The organism is Lentzea indica, assembly GCF_012184385.1.
Taxonomy (GTDB): Bacteria; Actinomycetota; Actinomycetes; order Mycobacteriales; family Pseudonocardiaceae; genus Lentzea; species Lentzea indica.
This window is the reverse complement of sequence record NZ_VSRL01000050.1, coordinates 25,720-44,376: the sequence shown is the minus strand read 5'-3', so window position 1 is coordinate 44,376 and position 18,657 is coordinate 25,720. Positions and strand designations below refer to the sequence as shown.

Sequence of the window (18,657 nt, the reverse complement as noted above, 5' to 3'; positions counted from 1 at the left end):
CGCCCTGCAGTTGTTGCCGCGCAACGCACCCGAGCGCGCCGAGCTGCTCGCGCTGCAATGCCGTGTGCTGGCCCGTGCTTCCCGACCGGCCCTGGCCGTCGAACCGGGACTGGCCGCCCTCGAGTTCCTCGACGCCGGCCCGGAACGCGCCCGCGTCGCCACGGCGGTCATCTCGTCGTTGTTCTCCGTCGGCCGCACCGCGGAAGCCATGGAACTGGCAGACGCCGAGGTCGCGCGCGGCTCGGTGCCCGCTTCTTTGGAAGCCCAACGCGCCGTGCTCCTCGTCTACAACGATCGCCACGACGACGCCGTGTCGGAGGTCGCCCGCATCGAGGCCCTGCCGATCAGCTCACCGGCGGAGGGCGTGATCGTCTTCGAGCACCTGGCGATGCTGACCTCGTTGCTGTTCCAGCACGATCGCACTGTCGAGTTCGCCAACCGCGCCCTGTCCTGCAGCGACGGGCAGCCGATGCTCGAACTGCAGGCCCTGTCCGTCTGCGCGTCGATCACGGCGCTTGCAGGCCTGGTGCACGACGCGTCGTGGCGGGTGCGGAGGGCAGAGGAACTCGTCGATCAGGTGGGTTCACACGGCTTCCGCGCCGAACGCGCCGCGTCACGGGTGGCGCTGGACTGGCTGGGCGGCCGCTGGGACGCGGCGCTGGACGGCATCGGCCGCTGGCTCCCCGACGTCGAGGCCACCCAGGCGGACCAGGCCCTCGGCGTCCTGCACGCGATCGAACTGTCCATCCGCACCTGGCGTGGCGAGCTGGACGTGGCGGCACGGCTGGCCGCCCTGCCCGCGCCGCAGTCGGTGAACATCTCGAAGCTCCACGCGATCGCACTGGCCGAGTACTTGATCGCGCGTGGCGAGGTTGATGAGGCGTACGCGTTGCTCAAGGCCAACGTCGGCTCACAGCTGGAGGCCGCCTACTCGTGCGTGCTGGTCGCCCGAATGATCGAACTCGACCTGGAACGCGGCCGCACGACCGACGCCCTGGACGCGTTGGCCCGGTTGTCCGACGTGTCCTCCACGCGGGTCTCGCCCTGGTCGCGCACGACGGTCCGTCGCGTGACCGGCGTGGCGCGACGCGACCAGGACCTCTTGCGGGAGGCGGTGTCCGAGGCTGCGCTGGGCGGCCTGGAGTTCGAGAAGGCCCGCGCGCAGCTCGCGCTGGGCGAGGCGTCCGACGACGAGGTGCCGGTTCTCGTCGAGGCCTACACCGCGTTCCAGCGGCTTGGTGCGCACGGGTTGCGGCGCCAGGCGGGCAATCGGCTGCGGGTGCTGGGCGCCAAGGTGCCGCGGGCGCGGTCGAAGGCACCGGGGCTGCTCAGCGAGGCCGAGGAGAACGTGGCCCGGCTGGTGCAGCAGGGAATGCGCAACCGCGACATCGCGGCCGCGCTGCACTACAGCCCCCGGACGATCGAGGTCTACCTGTCGCGGATCTACGCGAAGCTGCACGTCTCGTCACGGCTGGAGCTCGCCCGCGTGCTGGACGCCATGCAGCAGCGTTAGGAAGCGGGGGAACCGGGCGGCACGACCCTGCCGAGCCGGTTGCGCACGCCCTCTTCCTTGTACCGCGCGACGGTCTCGGCCAGCTGCTCGCACGCGCGCTCGATGGCTTGGCGGGCCTGGTTCCGCTCGCTCGTGATGGCGCTCAGGATCAGCCCGGTCAGCGCCACCGACCCGTTGAACGCCTGCAGCACGATCATCGTGGTCAGCAGGTCGCTCGCCACGAAGTGCCCGCTGGCCGCGGACATCACGGCGGCCACGGAGATGATCACGGCGCACGGTGCGGCTATGGCGTGCTGGAACCGCAGCGCCGCCCAGATCAGCATCGGGAACACCAGGAACAGCAGTCGTGACTCCGACACCGTCACGAACGACGCGAGCACCGCGGTGACGATCAGCAGCGCGCCCGCCTCCACCAGCCTGCGTGGCGGCGCGTGCCAGTGCTTGGGCAACGTGAGCAGCAACGGCGTGAACACCAGCACGCCCATCGCGTCGCCGGTCCACCACACCGACACCACGGCCGGGACGTCGCGCCACGGGATCACACCACCGATCTTCAACGCCGCCGCACCGATCACCGCGCTGATCAGCATCGCGCCGAGCGCGCCGGCGAAGACCAGCAGCAGCGCGTCCTTCAACCGGTCCAGTGCCGGGCGGAACCCGAACCGGTTCAGCAGGTACCAGGCGGCCAGCGGCGCCGCGGTGTTGCCGACCGTGATCAGCACGGCAGAACCGAACGGAGCGCTGAGCGTGATGTTCACGGCGAACGCGCCGAGCGCGATGCCTGGCCAGATGTTCCGGCCGGACATCAGCAGTGCCGCCACGGAGATCCCCGTCGGCAGCCACAGCGGAGTGACCTGATCCTTCACGAGGGCCAGGACCAGGCCGACCTGAGCGGTCGCGTAGTACGCGAGCGCTACTGCGGCGATCGTGACGGTGGTGCGGAGTGCGGCGTTCACCGGCACATGCTGCACCCGTGCACACGCGATCGCCAGACCTCGGGACAGGGCGTACACGCCTGGACTCACTCCGTAGGTAGGTTCGCCGGATGACCATGACCAGGCACCACGTGCTCGACGACGCCCGCCGCGCCGTCGAACCAGTGCTGAGGCGCCGCGTCGGCACGCTGCCCACCAGGCTGCGGCAGCGCGCCATCCACCACTTCGGCTGGGACGATCCTGACAGCGGCACCGGCAAGGCCGTGCGCCCCGCGCTCGTGCTGGCGACCGCTCGTGCTGTCGGCAGCGCCGATGACACCGCCCTCACCGTCGCGGCGGCCGTCGAGCTGGTCCACAACTTCACGCTGATCCACGACGACGTGCACGACCAGGACGCCGAGCGGCACGGCCGGCCCGCGCTGTGGACCGTTTACGGCACAACGGAAGCACTGCTCGTGGGCAACGCGCTGTGCGCGCTCGGTCTTGAGACGCTCGCCGGTCTCAAGGGCGTCGATCGTCTGGCGCGGTGCGTGAGCGACCTGTGCGAGGGCCAGAGCATGGACGTCGAGTTCGAGCAACGGTCCGACGTCAGCCTCGACGAGTGCGTCGAGATGTCCGCGGGCAAGACCGGCGTTCTCCTCGGCTGCGCGTGCGCCCTCACGGCCCTCAACGCGGGCGCGGAGGACGACGTGGTCAGGGCGTTCGACGACTTCGGCGTCGAGATCGGCATCGCCTTCCAGCTCGCCAACGACCTGCTCGGCATCTGGGGCGACGAACGCGCGACCGGCAAGCCCACCTGCTCCGACCTCGCCCGTCTCAAGAAGACGTTGCCGATCATCCGCGCCCTGCGGTCAGGGACCGACGCGGGAGCGGAGCTCGCCGGGCTGTACGCGCAGGGCGCCGCACTGGACGAACCGCAGACCCGTCGTGCGAAAGCCCTGGTCGCCAGGACCGGCGCACGGGAGTGGGCGGAGGCCGAGATCCACCGTCGCGTCGATCTGGCGCTGTCGTACGTCGAGAAGACCGGTTCGCCGGAAATCACCTCGCTCGCGAAGCTCGCGTTCGTCTACTACAGGTCGCTGAGCAGCGCTGATTCTTAGCTGTTGTGGAAGCCGCACTACAGCCCGTCAGGCAGGAGAAGTGTGATGGGCTACATGCGCACAGCCGAGGCGGTCGACGAGGTCCGGGTGGAGGACGGCGGACGGCGCGTGGTGGTGGTCGCCGGCCGTCTTCACCTCCCGGTCTCCGCGGGTGTCACCGACGCCCAGGCGCTGACGCTGGCCAGAGCGGGCACGACGGCCTGGCACCTCCTCCGCACGTGCGCGCACCTCCGGCCGGACGAGTCGATCGTCGTGCACAACGCCGCGAGCGACGTCGGCGCGATCGCGGTCCAGCTGGCCCGCAGTTTCGCCGCAGGCCGGGTCATCGCGACCGACTCCAGCCAAGCCCGCAGGCGCAAGGCGCTGAAGCTCGGCGCCGACGTCGCCGTGGAAACGGGCCAAGACGGGCTCGCCGAACGTTTGATCCAGGCGAACGAGGGCAAACAGGTCGATGTCGTGCTCGATCCGGGCGGCACTCTCAAGGCCTCGCTGGACGCCATCGCGCCGTTCGGCCGGATCGTCTGTTACGGCGCTGACCAGGACGAATCCATCAAACTCACCGGTCTGCTCGGAGGGTCACGTGCGGTCATCGGGTTCCGCTTCGAGCACACCCTCGAACGACCCGACATGATCGCGAGGGCTGTCAGTGAGCTGTTCGGGTTGACCTCGGCTGGGCGATTGCGCCCGATGGCAGACGACTAGTACCCGTTAGTAACAAGCCGGCTTAAGGGGACGCATGAGGACCGTGTTCACGACCTGCCCGCTCTGCGAAGCGACGTGCGGGCTCGAGCTGACGGTCGAGGGCGACCGCATCACGAAGGTGCGCGGCGACCGCGAGGACGAGTTCAGCAGGGGCTTCATCTGCCCCAAGGGCGCCTCGCTCGGCACGCTCGACGCCGATCCCGACCGGCTCAGGACGCCGCTGATCAAGCGTGACGGCGAGTTCCAGGAGGCCACCTGGGACGAGGCGTTCCGGTACATCGACGAACGGCTGAAGGCCTTCCCCGACCGCAACTCGGTCGCGATGTACCTCGGCAACCCCGTCGTCCACTCGCTCGCCGGCGGCCTCTACGCCGGACCGCTGCGCAAGGCGCTCGGCAGCCGCAACGTCTTCACCGCCAGCACGGTCGACCAGATGCCCAAGCACGTCCAGGTCGGCCACATGTACGGCAGCATCTTCTCGATCCCCGTTCCCGACATCGACCGCACCGACTTCATGCTGGTGCTGGGCGCGGACCCGTTCTCGTCCAACGGCAGCCTGTGGACGGTCCCGGACGCGCCTGGCCGGTTCAAGGACCTGCAGAAGCGCGGCGGTTCCTTCGTCGTCGTCGATCCGCGCCGCAGCCGTACGGCCCAAGCCGCCGATCAGCACGTCGTGATCCGGCCGGGCACGGACGTGTTCCTGCTGCTCGCGCTGATCCACGAGCTGTTCGCGCAGGACCTGGTCGACCTCAAGGACCTCGCCGAGCACGTCACCGACCACACGGTGATCCGCGAGCACGTCCAGGCGTTCAGCCCGGACGCCGTCGCTGGACGGACCGGTGTCGACGCGTCGACGATCCGTGCGCTGGCACAGCAGCTGGCGAGTGCGGAACGTGCCGCCGTCTACGGCCGCATCGGCACGACGACCGTGGAGTTCGGCACGGTCGCGTCGTGGGCGGTCGACACGCTCAACATCCTCACCGGCAACCTGGACCGGCCAGGCGGCGTGATGTGGCCGTTGCCCGCGCACAGCAGGCGCGGTCCCGGCCGCGGCAAGGGTTTCGGCATCGGCCGCTGGCACAGCCGGGTCAAGGGACACCCCGAGGTGATGGGGGAGTACCCGGCCGTCACGATGGTCGACGAGATCGAGACGCCGGGCGAGGGCCAGGTGCGGGCGCTGTTCACGATCGGCGGCAACCCCGCGCTGTCGTTGCCGAACTCCACCCGCGTGAACGACGCGCTGGCCGGGTTGGACTTCATGGTCAGCGTCGACCCGTACCTCAACGAGACGACCAGGCACGCCGACGTCATCCTGCCGACGCCGCCGCCGTCCCGCCGCGACCACTACGACATCGCGTTCCTCAACAACTCCGTGCGCAACGTCGTGAAGTACTCGCGCGCGGCGATTCCGTTGGAGGAAGGCAGGGTCGACGAGACGGACATCTTCTTCCGGCTCGCCACGATCTTCGGCGGCATGGGCCCTGCGGCCGATCTCGACGCGCTGGCGGCGTTCCAGCTGGCCGACCTGAAGCAGAAGCTCGGCGCCGACTTCGAACCCGAAGGCGACACGCGCGAGGAACGTTTGCTGGACCTGAAACTCCGCACCGGCGCGTACGGGGTCTCGTTGCGGCAGTTGCTCGACAACCCGCACGGCATCGACCTCGGCCCGCTCACCTCACGACTGCCGGAGATCCTGCGCACGCCGTCCGGGAAGATCGAACTGACCCCGCAGCCGATCATGGACGACTTCCCGCGCGTGCTCACGGCGTTGGAGAATCCTGAGACGGAGATGGTGCTCGTCGGCCGCAGGCACTTGCGCACCAACAACTCCTGGATGCACAACGTGCCCGCGCTGGTCAAGGGCAAGCCGTTGTGCACGCTGCTCGTCAACACCGGTGACGCCCAGCGGATCGGCCTCGTCGACGGCGCGACCGCCCAGGTCACCTCGCGCGTCGGCAAGATCGAGGTGCAGGTCGAGGTTACCGACGACATCGCGCCCGGCGTCGTCTCGATGCCGCACGGCTGGGGTCACGACCTGCCGGGCACCCAGCTCACCGTCGCCCGTGAGCACGCCGGCGTGAACGTCAACCTCCTCACCGACGACCTCCGCATCGACCCGCTCTCGGGCACCGCCGTCCTCAACGGCACCCGCGTGCAGGTCGTGCCCGCCTGAAGATCCCCCTGAAGCGCCCCCTGAAGTCCAATTAGGAGCCGCCATGACCGCCGGAGTCACCAGCCCGAGCGCGGTGCAAGCCGTCCGCCGGATAGCCGACCTGCCGTTCCTCGCGGAGCAGGCGTACGGCGACGCGGTGGCGTGGCGGTTCAAGGAGCACGGCGAGTGGCGTGAGCAGACCTACGCCGAGGTCTCCGAGCTGGTGCTGGACCTCGCGTCGGGGTTCGTCCACGCAGGACTGCGGGCGGGTGACAGGGTCTGCGTACTCGCGAACACTCGTCCTGAGTGGACCGCGGTCGAACTGGCTGTGCTCGCGGCGGGCGGCATCGTCGTGCCGATCTACCCGTCGAGCACGTCGGAGGAGATCGCCTGGGTGGTCGGCGACTCCGGCGCGGCGATCGTGGTGGCCGAGGACGAGTCCCAGTGCGTCAAGGTCGACGTGGTCCGCTCCGAACTCCCAGAGCTGCGAACGGTTTTCACGATCGAGCCCGCCGGTGACCGCCCGACGGTGGCCGAGCTGCAGGACACCGGCCGCACCTCACCCCTGGCCGCCGAGCTGGACTCCCGTCGTGCCGCGATCAGGCCGGAGGACCCGAGCCTGATCATCTACACCTCGGGCACCACCGGCCCGCCCAAGGGCTGCATCCTGACGAACGCGAACTGGGTCGCGTTGTGCCGTGTCGCGGAAGAGGCCCGCATCGACGCGATGACCGGCACCGTCTACCTGTTCCTGCCGCTGGCGCACGTCTTCGCGCAGATCGTCATGTTCGGCACCATGTACCGCGGTGGCGCTTTGGCGTACTTCGGCGGTGACATGGCGGCGATCGTGCCGGAGCTGGCCGAGGTCCGGCCGACCTTCCTGCCTTCCGTGCCGCGCATCTTCGAAAAGATCTACACGTTCGTCACGTCCGCGGTGCCGGCGGAGCAGCTCGCTCAGGCCGTGACACTCGGTCTCGAGGTTCGGCGCAGGCGTGCCGTGGGCGAACCGGTGCCGCAGGAGATGGCGGCGGCGTTCGAACAGGTCGACGCGTTGTTCGCCAAGGTGCGCGCGGTGTTCGGCGGCCGGCTCGTGCAGGCGTTGTCCGGTGCCGCGCCGATCTCCCGTGAGGTGCTGCAGTTCTTCCACGCAGCCGGCGTGCCCGTGCTGGAGGGCTACGGCATGACCGAGTCCACCGCGGTCGGCACCATCAACACGCTCAGCCGCTTCAAGCTCGGCTCGGTCGGCGCGTCCGGTGTGGCGGGGCTGGAGATGGCGGTGGCGGAGGACGGCGAGCTGCTCATGCGCGGGCCGCACGTCTTCGCGGGCTACTGGCGCAACGACGAGGCGACGGCCGCGACGATCCAGGACGGCTGGCTGCACACCGGCGACCTCGGCGAGATCGACGCGGACGGCTTCGTCACGATCACGGGGCGCAAAAAGGACATCATCATCACCGCGGGCGGCAAGAACATCGCGCCGGCGAACGTCGAGAACGCGCTGCGTCAGTCCCGCTGGATCTCACACGCGGTCCTGTTCGGAGACCGCAAGCCCTACTGTGTGGCGCTGCTCACACTCGACGCGGACGAGATCGTGCCGTGGGCGACCGCTCGTGGATTGCCCTCCGACCTCGAATCTTTGGTGGGTCACCCAGAAGTGCGAGCCCTGGTGCAGGGAGTTGTTGACGAAGCGAACTCGCACTTCGCCAGTGTTTCCCAGGTGAAGAAGTTCGTGCTGCTCACCAGGGATCTGTCCCAGGAGGAAGGTGAGCTCACACCGACGTTGAAGGTGAAGCGCAACGTGATCCACCGTCTTCACGCTGAGTTGTACGAAGGGCTCTACGAGTAACCCGTACGTACGAGAAATCCAAAAACAGGTACATCCACCCTGGCGGATTCGGTCCGCTCAGGGCAGAGTGGAACACCAAGCGGTGCACGGCCCCCTCCCCCCTCGGGCCAGCCGCTTCGCGGCCCCGGCTTCACGGCGTACTCCCCCCCAGACGCCCTTGCCGGGGCCGCCTTGCGTCTATCGCCTTGGCGGTGTGGTGGTTCCCCGCACGATGAGCTGTGTCTCCGCCACGATCTGCGGCACCTCGGTGTTGTCCGAGTCCAGCCAGTCGAGCAACAGGTTCACCGCGGTGCGTCCTGCCTGCGCCACCGGCATTGCCACCGTTGTCAACGCGGGCGAGCACAGCGCTGCGTACGTGAGATCGTCGAACCCGGTCACGGACACGTCGCCGGGAACCGAGATTCCCCGATCCCTGAGCCGCGCCAGCACGCCGAGCGCCATGATGTCGTTGTACGCGACGATGGCGGTCGTATCGGCCGCCACGGCCAGATCAGCCGCCTGCAGGCCACCTTCGTAGCGCGGTGCGAACGGTCCGAGATCCACCAGGTCCACGCCGTGCTGGGCAACCGCTGACATGAGACCGCGGCGACGCTCCTGGTTGGACCATGAGGTGCGAGGCCCGTTCAGGTAAGCGATCCGCCGGTGTCCCAATGCGACGAGGTGGTCGATGATCGCGTGCATTCCGCCAGCCGAGTCCATCAACGCGGCGGGCACGCCGGGCAGGCGCCGGTTCAGCAGCACCAGCGACGTCGCGCCCGCCACCTCGTAGACCTGCGAGTCCTCCAGACCAGGCGCACACAGCACGACGCCGTCGACCTGCTTGGCCATCGCGTGCACGAGCTTCGCCTCGGCCACCGGGTCCTCGTCGCTGTCCGCCACGAACACCGCGTAGTCGGCCTGCATCGCCCGTGCCTGCACGGCCTTGAGCACGCCCGTGAAGAACGGGTTGTCGAGGTCGGGCACGACGATGCCGATGTTGCCGGTCTTGCCGGTGATGAGACCTCGAGCGGCCCTGTTGGGCTGGTAGCCGAGGTCGGAGGCGGCAGCCAGCACCCGTGATCTGGTCTCCGGGCGCACCAGCTCCGGGGATGTCAGCGCACGCGAAACGGTGGCGACCGATACGTGCGCCCTGCGTGCCACGTCGCGGATGGTGACTGCCACTTGTACCTCACCCTCAACTGCCGGTTGAAACAATCATGACGGGTCAGGCGTCAGGAAGGTTCTTTGAGTCTGGTGACGAGCTGTGTCGGGTTCACAAACCTAAGCGCGATCACCAGGAGGACGAGCATCGACCCCGTGTAGATGACCGCCATCGAGTCGACCATCTGCTGCGGCCGGATGCCCGCCGACGACATCGCCTCGTACAGCGACACGACCAGGGTCTGACTGGTCGGTCCCGCGGTGAGGAACGTCAGCTCGAACATGCCCACCGTCCGCACGAGCACGAGAATCGACGCCGCCAGGATGCCCGGTACCAGCAACGGCGCCAGCACGCGGGTGAAGATGGCGACCGTGTTCGCCCCGCACATCCTCGCCGCCGACTCGATCTTCGTGTCGATCTGCTCGATGAACGGCGTCATCGTCAGCACGACGAACGGCACGGCGGGCACGAGGTTCGCGGCGATCACGCCGAACATGCTCCCCGCCAGATGGAACTTGTACAGCACCGTCGCGAGCGGGATGCCGTACGTCATCGGCGGCATCAGGATCGGCAGCAGGAACAGCACGTTGAGCAGCTTCTTTCCAGGGAAGTTGCGGCGTGCCAGTGCGTAGGCCGTAGGAACTCCAATGAGGACGGAGATGACGACGACCGCGATCGCGACCTGGAACGTCACGACCAGCACGTCCAGCAGCCGGTAGTCGCGCCACGCCTCGCCGTACCACTTGCCCGTGTAGCCGTCCGGCAGCCACGTGCCGAACCAGGACTCGGCGAACGAGTTGGTGACGACGGCGCCGACGATGCCGACCAGGTTGAGCATGAAGAAGATCAACGCGCCCCACGTCAGCCACACGACGGGACGTGCACTCAGTACGCGGTTCATCCCTTGCCTCCCGTCGCGCCGCGGTAGAGCGTCGCCCGCCAGATCAGCACCACGCCGATCACGATCAGCATCACCAGCGCCATCAGCATCGCGATCGCCGAGCCCATCGCGAAGTCGTTGTCCCGCAACGCCGTCTCGTACGCGGCGATCGACATCACGTGCGTCTCCCCGGCCGGGTTGCCGACCATGACCGCCGACGGGAACACCGAGAACGCGAGCACGAACGAAAGACAGAACGTGACCGCGAGGCCCGGTGCCAGCAGCGGCATGGTGATCGTCCGGAAACGCTGCCGTTTCGAGGCTCCGAGCGTGGCCGCCGCCTGTTCCAGCGTCGGGTCGATGCCCGACAGGTACGACAACGTCAGCAGAAACGCGAACGGGAACCCGGTGATGATCAGGCTGAACAGCACGCCCCAGTAGTTGTGGGTGAGCTTCGCCGGTTCGTCCGCTCCGAGCGCCATCCAGATGCGGTTGAACCATCCCGTCGGCCCGAAGAACGCGAGCAGTCCCTCCGCCGTCAGCACGGTGCCGAGCGTGATCGGCACGACCAGCAAGGTGGTGAGCGCTCTCTTGCCACGGAACCGGCCGCGCATCCGGAACGCGATCGGGATGGACGCCAGCACGTTGAACAACGCCGCCGGCAGCCCGAGCCGCAGTGTGATCCAGACGGTCTCCGCCAGATAGGAGTCGGAGAAGAACGTGATGTAGTTCTGGAACGGGCTGCCGCCGCCCTTCGGCTGGAACGACAGTTGCAGCCCGTACAGGAACGGGTAGACGAACAGCAGCACGACGAACACCGCGCCCGGCACCAGCAGCCACAGGACGCGGTCGACGCCCTTCTCTGCCAGCCGGTGCTTCAGCGACGCCCGCTCCAGTGATTTCCGGTCGCGCGGCGATGGTGATTCCCGGTCGCGCGGCGATAGGAGGGCCGTCATGCGAACACCAGCACGCGTTCGACCGGCACCTTCAGCTTGATCGCGTCGCCGGGAGCCAGGCGTGAGTTGGTGCGGACGTGGAGCCGTTCGCCGTTCTTGAGCCGCGCCTCGACCGCCTGCTCACGCCCGTGGTACTCGACGATCTCGACGGTGGCGTCGAGCGTGTTGTCCCCGGCCTCGGTGACAACGGTGAAATCCTCGGGCCGGATTGCCGCGACGGCCTTGTCCGAGAGCTCTTCCCGTTTGACGCCAACGAGTTTGATGCCGCCTTCGGTGTGGACGGTCGTGTTCTCGCCTTCCTGGCTCGTCACGGTCACCGGGATCATGTTGCGGTAGCCCATGAATCCGGCGACGTACCGGTTCACCGGATGCGCGTAGACCTCCTCCGGCGAGCCGACCTGCTGCACCTCGCCCAGCCGCAGCACCACGAGACGGTCGGCGAGGGCCAGCGCCTCCTCCTGATCGTGCGTCACGTAGACGGTGGTGAGGCCCAGCGACTGGTGCAGCCGGCGGATCTCGGTGCGCATCTCCAAACGCAGCGCAGCGTCCAGGTTGGACAGTGGTTCGTCCATGAGCACCAGCGGTGGTTCCAGGACGATCGCTCGCGCGATGGCCACGCGTTGCTGCTGGCCACCGGAGAGCTGGGCCGGGAACTTGTGCTGGTGTTCTTCGAGCTGGACGAGCCGGACCGCCTCGTCGACGCGACGATTGAGCTCGGCCTTGGGCGTCTTGCGCATGGACAGCCCGAACCCGATGTTGCGCCGCACCGACATGTGCGGGAACAGCGCGTAGTTCTGGAACACCATCCCGAACCCGCGCTTCTCCGGCGGCTGGTCGTCGATGCGCTTGCCGTCCAGCGTGATCCGCCCGCCCGTGAGCGGCAGCAGACCGGCCAGGCAGTTGAGCGCGGTCGACTTCCCGCACCCGGACGGGCCGAGGAGGGCGACGAACTCGCCGCCCTTGATCGTCAGGTCCATGCCCTTGAGGGCAACGGTGTCCCCGAACGCACGCTGCACGTGGTCGAGGTGCAGCTCGGCAAATCGCTGTCCCGTCACTTCTTGCCGATCTCTCGATCCCAGCGCTGGAACGCCTTCACCTGCTGTGCCGCCGGCAGTGACGTCTCCTTGGGGTTCTCCTCGATCAGCTTGTCGTACTCGGCGCGCCCGAACTTCGCGATCGCGTCCTGGGACTCCTGCGGCGCCATCTTCAGCGTCACGTCCTTGACCGCGGGACCGGGGTAGAAGTAGCCCTTGTCGTAGGCCTTGGCCTGCTGCTTGGGATCCAGCATGAACTTGATCAGCGCCAGGTTCGCCGCCAGCACGTCGCTCGACACGCCCTTCGGCACCACCGCGTAGTGGGCGTCGGTGACCCAGTGGAAGCCCTTGAAGGTCGCGATCTTCATGCCTTCCGGCACCGAGCCGAGCACGCGCGGGTTGATGTCCCAGCCCGTGGTGGAGGCGACCATCCACGACGTGCCGTTCGCCAGGTTCTTCATGACGTCGGTCGTGCCGCCGGGGTAGTTGTCGACGTACTGCCCCAGTTCCTTGAGGTACGCCCAGGTCTTCTCCCAGCCCTTCTCCGGGTCCTTGGGGTCGGAGTCGCCGAGCAGGTACGGCAGTCCCATCAGGAACGTCCTGCCTGGACCGGAGTTCGCGGGGCGCGCGTACTGGAACTTGCCGGGGTGCGCCTTCGCCCACTCCAGCAGTTCGGCAGGAGACGTCGGAGGAGTGGGCACCTTCGCCGGGTCGTACTCGAGCAGCGGGCCCGCGGGGTAGTAGGTGACGGCGACGCCTTGGCCCTGCGCGAGCTTCTGCATTTCCCACGCGGGCGGGAGGTAGGTCTTCTCGAGGTCCGGCAGCTTCGCCGAAAATCCGGGGAGCAGTTCGTAGACGAGCTTCTGCTCGATGACTGACGACAGACCGTCGGTTCCGGTAAGAACCAGATGGGTCTGCGAGGTACCGGAATTCTGCTCGGCCTTGAGCTTGCCCGGCATGTCCGGTGCGGTCGCCTTGGTGTAGTTGACCTTGCTGACGAAGTCGGGGCTGGCCTTGACGAACTCGTCGATCATGGCTTGCGTGAGCTGCAGGTTGCCGGCCACGTCGAGGACGTTGAGCTCGACCGGTTTCGACGGCTTGTCCGGGATTGTCGTGGGTGCGTTCTGCGCCTGCGGGGCCTCAGGCGCACCACACGCCGTGACGACCAACAGGGCGGGGATGACGAGCTGTAACTTCCTTGTCCAGCGCATCTCGTGGCTCCCTAACTGACTCTGGACCTGGCGCTCGAAAACGTTTACGGTTTTTCTGTAACACTCGTACACCCGCCGCCGTTCGAACGCAATGCCCCGCCGCCGCACACCCGTTCCCAACGAAAGTGGGAGGCTCCTGTGGCACCCCGTTCACGGCGGTTGCCGGCTAGAACCGGCATCCTGGCCACTGCGCTCGCAGTGGCGGTGACCTCGCTCGTCTCCGCCGCACCCGCGGCGGTCGCAGCTGATGTCCTGCTGTCCCAAGGAAAGCCGACGACCGAGTCGGCGTCCGGTGGTGCGAACTACGCGCCCAAGAACGCAGTCGACGGCAACTCGGCGACGCGCTGGGCCAGCAAGTCGAACACCGATCCGGCCTGGATCCGCGTCGACCTCGGCGCGTCCGCGAACATCAGCCGGGTCCGGCTGCAGTGGGACCTCTCGTGCGCCAAGGCGTACCGGGTCGAGACCTCTGAGAACGACTCGACCTGGACGCCCATCCACACCACCGCCGACGGCAAGGGAGGTGTCGAGGACCTGACGGTCGCCGGGCGGGGCCGTTATGTCCGCGTCTACGGCACCACGCGCTGCCGCACCGGCACGTCGTACGGCTACTCCCTGCAGGAGTTCCAGGTCTTCGGCAACTCCGGCCCGGTGGACACCGAGCCGCCGTCACCGCCGTCCGACCTCGTTGCCTCGGAGATCAAGTCCGACTCGGCGAAGCTGACGTGGAAGGCCGCGACCGACAACGTCGCCGTCACCGCGTACGACATCTACAACCTCGGCCAGTTCCAGAAGACGGTCTCGGGCGCCGAGCTCACGACCGTCATGACCGGCCTGAAGCCGAACGTGAACTACGGCTTCTACGTCAACGCGCGTGATGCGGCGAGCAACGTCTCGCAGGCGTCCAACACGGCGGAGTTCAAGACCCCGCCCGCACAGGACGACCCGATCCCGCCGACCGCGCCGAAGAACCTGCGGTCGACCGGTGTCACGGCGAACTCGGTCTCACTGGCGTGGGACGCGGCGACCGACAACATCGGCGTGACCCGCTACGAGGTCTACACAGGATCGACGAAGGTCGGTGACGCGACCGGCACGTCCGCCACGATCGGCGGCCGCAGCGCGAACACCGAGTACACCTTCACCGTCAAGGCTTTCGACGCCGTCGGCAACGCCGGCCCCGCGTCCAACGCCGTGACCGTGAAGACCCGCTCCGGCGGCGACCAGGTCGGCGCCGTCACGCAGATCGCGACCGACAACGACGTGCCGTGGGGCCTCGCGTTCCTGCCGGACGGCTCCGGCGTCTACTCGCGCCGCGACGCGCAGGACATCGTGAAGATCACGCCGTCCGGCCAGAAGACCACGCTGGGCAAGGTTCCCGGTGTGTCCGGCACGAACGGTGAGGGCGGCCTGCTCGGCATCGAGCTCTCGCCGACGTTCGCGGCGGACGGCCTGATCTACATCTACCACACGGCTTCCGGCGACAACCGGATCGTGCGGGCGAAGATCGAGGGCAACTCGCTGACCGGCTTCCAGACGCTGCTGACCGGCATCCCGCGCAACAAGTTCCACAACGGCGGCCGCTTGCGCTTCGGCGCGGACGGCAAGCTCTACGCGGGAACCGGTGACGGCCAGAACAAGCCCAACGCCCAGAACAAGCAGTCGCTGGGCGGCAAGGTCCTGCGCCTGAACCCGGACGGCACCCCGCCGTCGGACAACCCGTTCTTCAGCGAGGGCGGCAACGCGCGGTACGTCTGGACCTACGGCCACCGCAACGTCCAGGGCCTCGCCGTGGACTCGCAGGGCCGCATGTGGCAGGCCGAACTCGGCGACGGCACCATGGACGAGATCAACCTGCTGCAGAAGGGCGGCAACTACGGCTGGTCCAGCTGCGAGGGCACGACGGGCAACTGCAGCGGCTTCATCGCGCCGAAGAAGACCTTCCCGGTCAGCTCCGCCTCACCGTCGGGTCTGGCGATCGTGAACGACGTGCTGTTCCTCGCCGCCCTGCGCGGCGAGCGGCTGTACCGCATGCCGATCAACGGCTCGTCGCTCGGCACGACCACGTCGCACTTCCAGGGCACCTACGGCCGTCTGCGGACGCCGGAGCCCGCTCCGGACGGCTCGCTGTGGGTCACCACCTCCAACGGTGACAAGGACTCCACGGCGGGGAACAGCAACACCAAGCTGTTGAAGGTGGCGCTGAACTAGAAGCGGTAGCGGTAGAACGGAAGCCCTCGGACCCTCGTCCGGGGGCTTCCCGCGTAACGGGGACCTCGGCACGATCGACCTCAGAGAGGGGACCGGTGGGAGGTGACCCGCGATGACCTGGCGGCGCCTGCTGGTCGTGACCGGCTTGCTGGTGGCGCTGCTGGTCGTGGCCGGCGCGGCCGTGCTCGTGCTCAGCGAGGACCGGCCGGACCCCAGCTCGGCGCCCGTGACCTCGGTGCCCCTGACCTCCGGGACCGAATCGGCCCCTCCGCTCCCGACCCTGAAGCCGGGCGGCACGACCACCACTGGCCCGACGACCAGCCGGGCCAGTGACGCGACGCCCACCACGACCACGTTCCGCCTCCGTGACGGGCAGGTGGTCTATCGCGCTCCGTCTCCCATGCGCGTTAACGACGTCCAGCGCGTGTCAGTACGGGTGGCCGGCAAGGACGCGCCACCCGAGTGGACCTCCGGCCTGCCCGGCACCGGGTCGGTCACCGTTCACCCCGCGCCGGTGGGCAGCTCGCTCACCGCCGATCTGAGCGGCCCGGACTTCCTGATCACTCGCGTCGGTGGCGACGACGGCAAGCGCGAGCTCGCGGAAGGCGGGTTCGCCGAATGGGCGTGGGACGTGCGGCCGCAGAAGAGCGGCAAGCTCCGTCTCGACTTCGTCCTGTACGTCGCCAGGGACGCCGGCGGCGTCCCGATCCACTACCGGACCTATGCGCGCGAAGTCGAGGTCGAGGTCAACTTCCCCTTCAGCTTCGGGAAGTTCGTCAAGGACTACGGCGCGCTCACGGGGCTGACCGTGCCGGTGGTCGCCGGTGCGATCTGGACGTTCATCCACTGGCTGCGCAAAAAGCGCAAGAAGGCGGAGCCGGAGCCCGCAGGGGAGTAGCCGATCAACTTCCCACTTCAACATATAGCGCACAGGGGGCCTTGCGGCAAGACCCTGTTCATGCCGCAGAATCCCCGGCCGTAGCCGGAAACGGCGAAAAACCGGGGGAGTCGCGAAGTGCGTGTGTTGGTGGCTGGATATGGATCGCGCGGGGATGTCGAACCGCTGATCGCGCTCGCGGTGGCGTTGCGGGCACTCGGCGCGGAGGCGCTGGTGTGCGCACCGCCGGACGAGGAGTTCGTGAAGAGGCTGGGCGAGCACGGCGTGCCGTTCGTCCCGTTCGGACGGTCGGTGCGCGAGCTGGTGACGGGTCCGCGGCCGGCGGATCCGCCGAGTGTCGCTGCCGCGCTGGTCGACGAGTGGTTCGGTCCGATCGCCGCCGCGGCGCGGGGTTGCGACCTGCTGGTGGCCGGTGGCCTGGTGCCCGCGGGTGGGCCGTCGGTGGCTGAAAGCCTGGGCATCTCGTACAGGTACGTGACGTTCCACGGGATCGAGCTGCCGTCGCCGCATCGCCCGCCGACGCAGCGACCGGGCAAGCTCTACCCGGCCGACGTGACCGACAACCGGGTGCTGTGGGACCTGGACGCGGAGAACGTGAACGCCCTGTGGGGCGCGGCGCTCAACACCCACCGGGCGGCGATCGGCATGCCGCCGGTGGGCAACGTTCGCGACCACGCTTACGGCGACAGTCCGTTGCTGGCGGCGGATCCGGTGCTCTGGCCGCAGGAGGAGCTGACGAATCTGGAGACCGTGCAGACCGGCGCTTGGATCCTGCCCGACGTCCGGCCGCTCGCGCCCGAACTGGTGGCGTTCCTCGACGCTGGCGAGCCGCCGGTGTACGTCGGCTTCGGCAGCATGCCCATGAAGAACGCGAAGGACGTCGGCCAGATCGCCATCGATGCGGTCCGCGTGCACGGCCGCCGCGTCCTCATGGCCCGCGGCTGGGCCGACCTGGCCCAGATCGACGACAGCGACGACTGTTTCGTCGTCGGCGAGGTCAACCACCAGGCGTTGTTCCGCCGGGTCGCCGCCGTCGTGCACCACGGTGGCGGCGGCACGACGACGACCGCGGCCCGTGCCGGTGCGCCTCAGGTGGTGGTGCCTCAGTTCGTGGACCAGCCGTTCTGGGCGCGCCGGGTGGCTGAGCTGGGCATCGGTGCGGCGCACGACGGTCCGACGCCGACGTTCGAGTCCCTGTCGACCGCGCTCAAGACCGCGCTGGCGCCCGAGACCCGCGCTCGTGCGGCCGAAGTGGCGGGCACGGTTCGCGCGGACGGGGCGACGGTGGCGGCGAAGCTGTTGTTAGTGCCGTGACCGCCAACCTTCGCCGCGTCTTCGACGCTCAGCAGGGCGCCTCACGGCACCGGCCCCACACCCACAGCCAACCAGGATGAGGGCGCAGGGCCGGCACCGCGATGCACCCGTCTGACCGCCGAATACGGGGCAAAGGCTGACGGCCACGGCACTAGCGGGAGAGTCCGTCGAGGAGTAGCTCGATCAACCGACGCGGGTCGTAGCGCGGATCGTCATCCCGTCCGATGCACAGGTTGCCGATCCCGCGCATCAGCTCGTACGGCCGCACGTCGTCCCGGATCTCGCCGGCCTTCGCGGCGGCTTCGAGGAGTTGCTCGCACACCGGTCCCAGCCGGTCGAGGAAGTACGCGTGCAACGACTCGAAGCCGCTGCTGTCCGACTGCATCGCGTTAGCCAGTCCGTGCTTTGTCACCAGAAAGTCCACGAACAGGTCGACCCACGACCGCAGTGCGGCGAACGCAGAGTCCGAAGTGGACAGCAACGACGGCCCCGCCTCCGCGCACGCCTCGACCTGATGCCGGTAGACGGCGACGACGAGATCCGCGCGGGTGGGGAAGTGGCGGTAGATCGTGCCCATGCCGACGCCCGCCTCGGCCGCGATCTCGCGGATCGGCGCGTCGACACCGGACCTGACGAACACCTCGGCCGCGGCCGCGAGCAGCGTCTGCTCGTTGCGCACGGCGTCGGCCCGCTTGCGTGGTGGCACGGCACTCCTCCCGGACACGGTCGTTGACAAAACGGAACAGTGCTCCGTATCGTTCCGG

The 18,657-nt window shown here is 68.3% G+C and carries 15 protein-coding genes; 8 read left to right on the top strand and 7 right to left on the bottom strand.

Features of this window, described 5'->3' with window-relative positions; all coding sequences use genetic code 11:
- Window positions 1-1,513: helix-turn-helix transcriptional regulator (locus tag FXN61_RS16590; protein ID WP_223165467.1), on the top strand; the 1,513-nt coding region annotated here is incomplete at its 5' end.
- Here the strand turns inward: FXN61_RS16590 and FXN61_RS16585 are convergent.
- Entirely contained in the window at window positions 1,510-2,469 is a 960-nt protein-coding gene (locus tag FXN61_RS16585; protein ID WP_223165466.1) for an MASE1 domain-containing protein, read from the bottom strand. The two genes, FXN61_RS16590 and FXN61_RS16585, sit on opposite strands and share 4 nt — an antisense overlap.
- Window positions 2,470-2,558: 89 nt before the next feature.
- On the opposite strand from FXN61_RS16585, the gene FXN61_RS16580 reads away from it, so the two are divergent.
- The 4 genes from FXN61_RS16580 to FXN61_RS16565 are packed head-to-tail and all read left to right on the top strand — an operon-like array spanning window position 2,559 to window position 8,248.
- Window positions 2,559-3,548 (top strand): polyprenyl synthetase family protein, encoded by a 990-nt coding sequence (locus tag FXN61_RS16580; protein ID WP_167974896.1) that lies wholly within the window; start codon window positions 2,559-2,561, stop codon window positions 3,546-3,548.
- Between the two features lie 54 nt (window positions 3,549-3,602).
- Entirely contained in the window at window positions 3,603-4,250 is a 648-nt protein-coding gene (locus FXN61_RS16575) for a quinone oxidoreductase family protein (RefSeq protein ID WP_167974894.1), read from the top strand.
- 34 nt (window positions 4,251-4,284) lie between these two features.
- On the top strand, window positions 4,285-6,423 hold the full coding sequence (locus tag FXN61_RS16570) for a molybdopterin oxidoreductase family protein (protein WP_167974892.1): 2,139 nt from the start codon (window positions 4,285-4,287) through the stop codon (window positions 6,421-6,423).
- A 43-nt stretch (window positions 6,424-6,466) separates the two neighbouring features.
- The gene (locus FXN61_RS16565) at window positions 6,467-8,248 is read left to right on the top strand and encodes an AMP-dependent synthetase/ligase (RefSeq protein ID WP_167974890.1); all 1,782 of its coding nucleotides are present in this window, start codon (window positions 6,467-6,469) and stop codon (window positions 8,246-8,248) included.
- Window positions 8,249-8,425: 177 nt separating this feature from the next.
- On the opposite strand, the gene FXN61_RS16560 is transcribed toward FXN61_RS16565, so the two are convergent.
- Genes FXN61_RS16560 through FXN61_RS16540 form a run of 5 tightly spaced genes read right to left on the bottom strand, consistent with a single transcriptional unit; the run spans window position 8,426 to window position 13,470 of the window.
- Window positions 8,426-9,409 carry a LacI family DNA-binding transcriptional regulator gene (locus FXN61_RS16560; protein ID WP_167974888.1) on the bottom strand — a complete coding sequence of 328 codons (984 nt, stop codon included), beginning with the start codon at window positions 9,407-9,409 and terminating at the stop codon, window positions 8,426-8,428.
- 50 nt (window positions 9,410-9,459) lie between these two features.
- Entirely contained in the window at window positions 9,460-10,290 is an 831-nt protein-coding gene (locus FXN61_RS16555) for an ABC transporter permease (protein WP_167974886.1), read from the bottom strand.
- Complete coding sequence (locus FXN61_RS16550) at window positions 10,287-11,225, bottom strand: ABC transporter permease (RefSeq protein WP_167974884.1); 939 nt, start codon at window positions 11,223-11,225, stop codon at window positions 10,287-10,289. Before FXN61_RS16550 ends, FXN61_RS16555 begins: the two co-directional genes overlap by 4 nt.
- A complete protein-coding gene (locus FXN61_RS16545) occupies window positions 11,222-12,280 on the bottom strand; it encodes an ABC transporter ATP-binding protein (RefSeq protein WP_312877788.1) in 1,059 nt (352 codons plus the stop codon). The genes FXN61_RS16550 and FXN61_RS16545 overlap by 4 nt, the downstream gene beginning before the upstream one ends.
- Window positions 12,277-13,470, bottom strand: coding sequence for an extracellular solute-binding protein (locus tag FXN61_RS16540; RefSeq protein WP_167974882.1), 1,194 nt, complete (start codon window positions 13,468-13,470; stop codon window positions 12,277-12,279). Before FXN61_RS16540 ends, FXN61_RS16545 begins: the two co-directional genes overlap by 4 nt.
- Window positions 13,471-13,608: 138 nt before the next feature.
- Between FXN61_RS16540 and FXN61_RS16535 the strand changes: the two genes are divergently transcribed.
- From FXN61_RS16535 to FXN61_RS16525, 3 genes are all read left to right on the top strand, one after another.
- Window positions 13,609-15,681: a PQQ-dependent sugar dehydrogenase gene (locus FXN61_RS16535; protein WP_312877787.1), complete on the top strand. Its 2,073-nt coding sequence runs from the start codon at window positions 13,609-13,611 to the stop codon at window positions 15,679-15,681.
- A gap of 112 nt (window positions 15,682-15,793) precedes the next feature.
- Entirely contained in the window at window positions 15,794-16,579 is a 786-nt protein-coding gene (locus FXN61_RS16530; protein ID WP_167974880.1) for a hypothetical protein, read from the top strand.
- A gap of 117 nt (window positions 16,580-16,696) precedes the next feature.
- Window positions 16,697-17,893 (top strand): glycosyltransferase, encoded by a 1,197-nt coding sequence (locus FXN61_RS16525; RefSeq protein WP_167974878.1) that lies wholly within the window; start codon window positions 16,697-16,699, stop codon window positions 17,891-17,893.
- Window positions 17,894-18,044: 151 nt separating this feature from the next.
- Here the strand turns inward: FXN61_RS16525 and FXN61_RS16520 are convergent, their stop codons facing one another.
- Window positions 18,045-18,599: a TetR/AcrR family transcriptional regulator gene (locus tag FXN61_RS16520; RefSeq protein WP_312877786.1), complete on the bottom strand. Its 555-nt coding sequence runs from the start codon at window positions 18,597-18,599 to the stop codon at window positions 18,045-18,047.
- Window positions 18,600-18,657 lie beyond the last annotated feature (58 nt).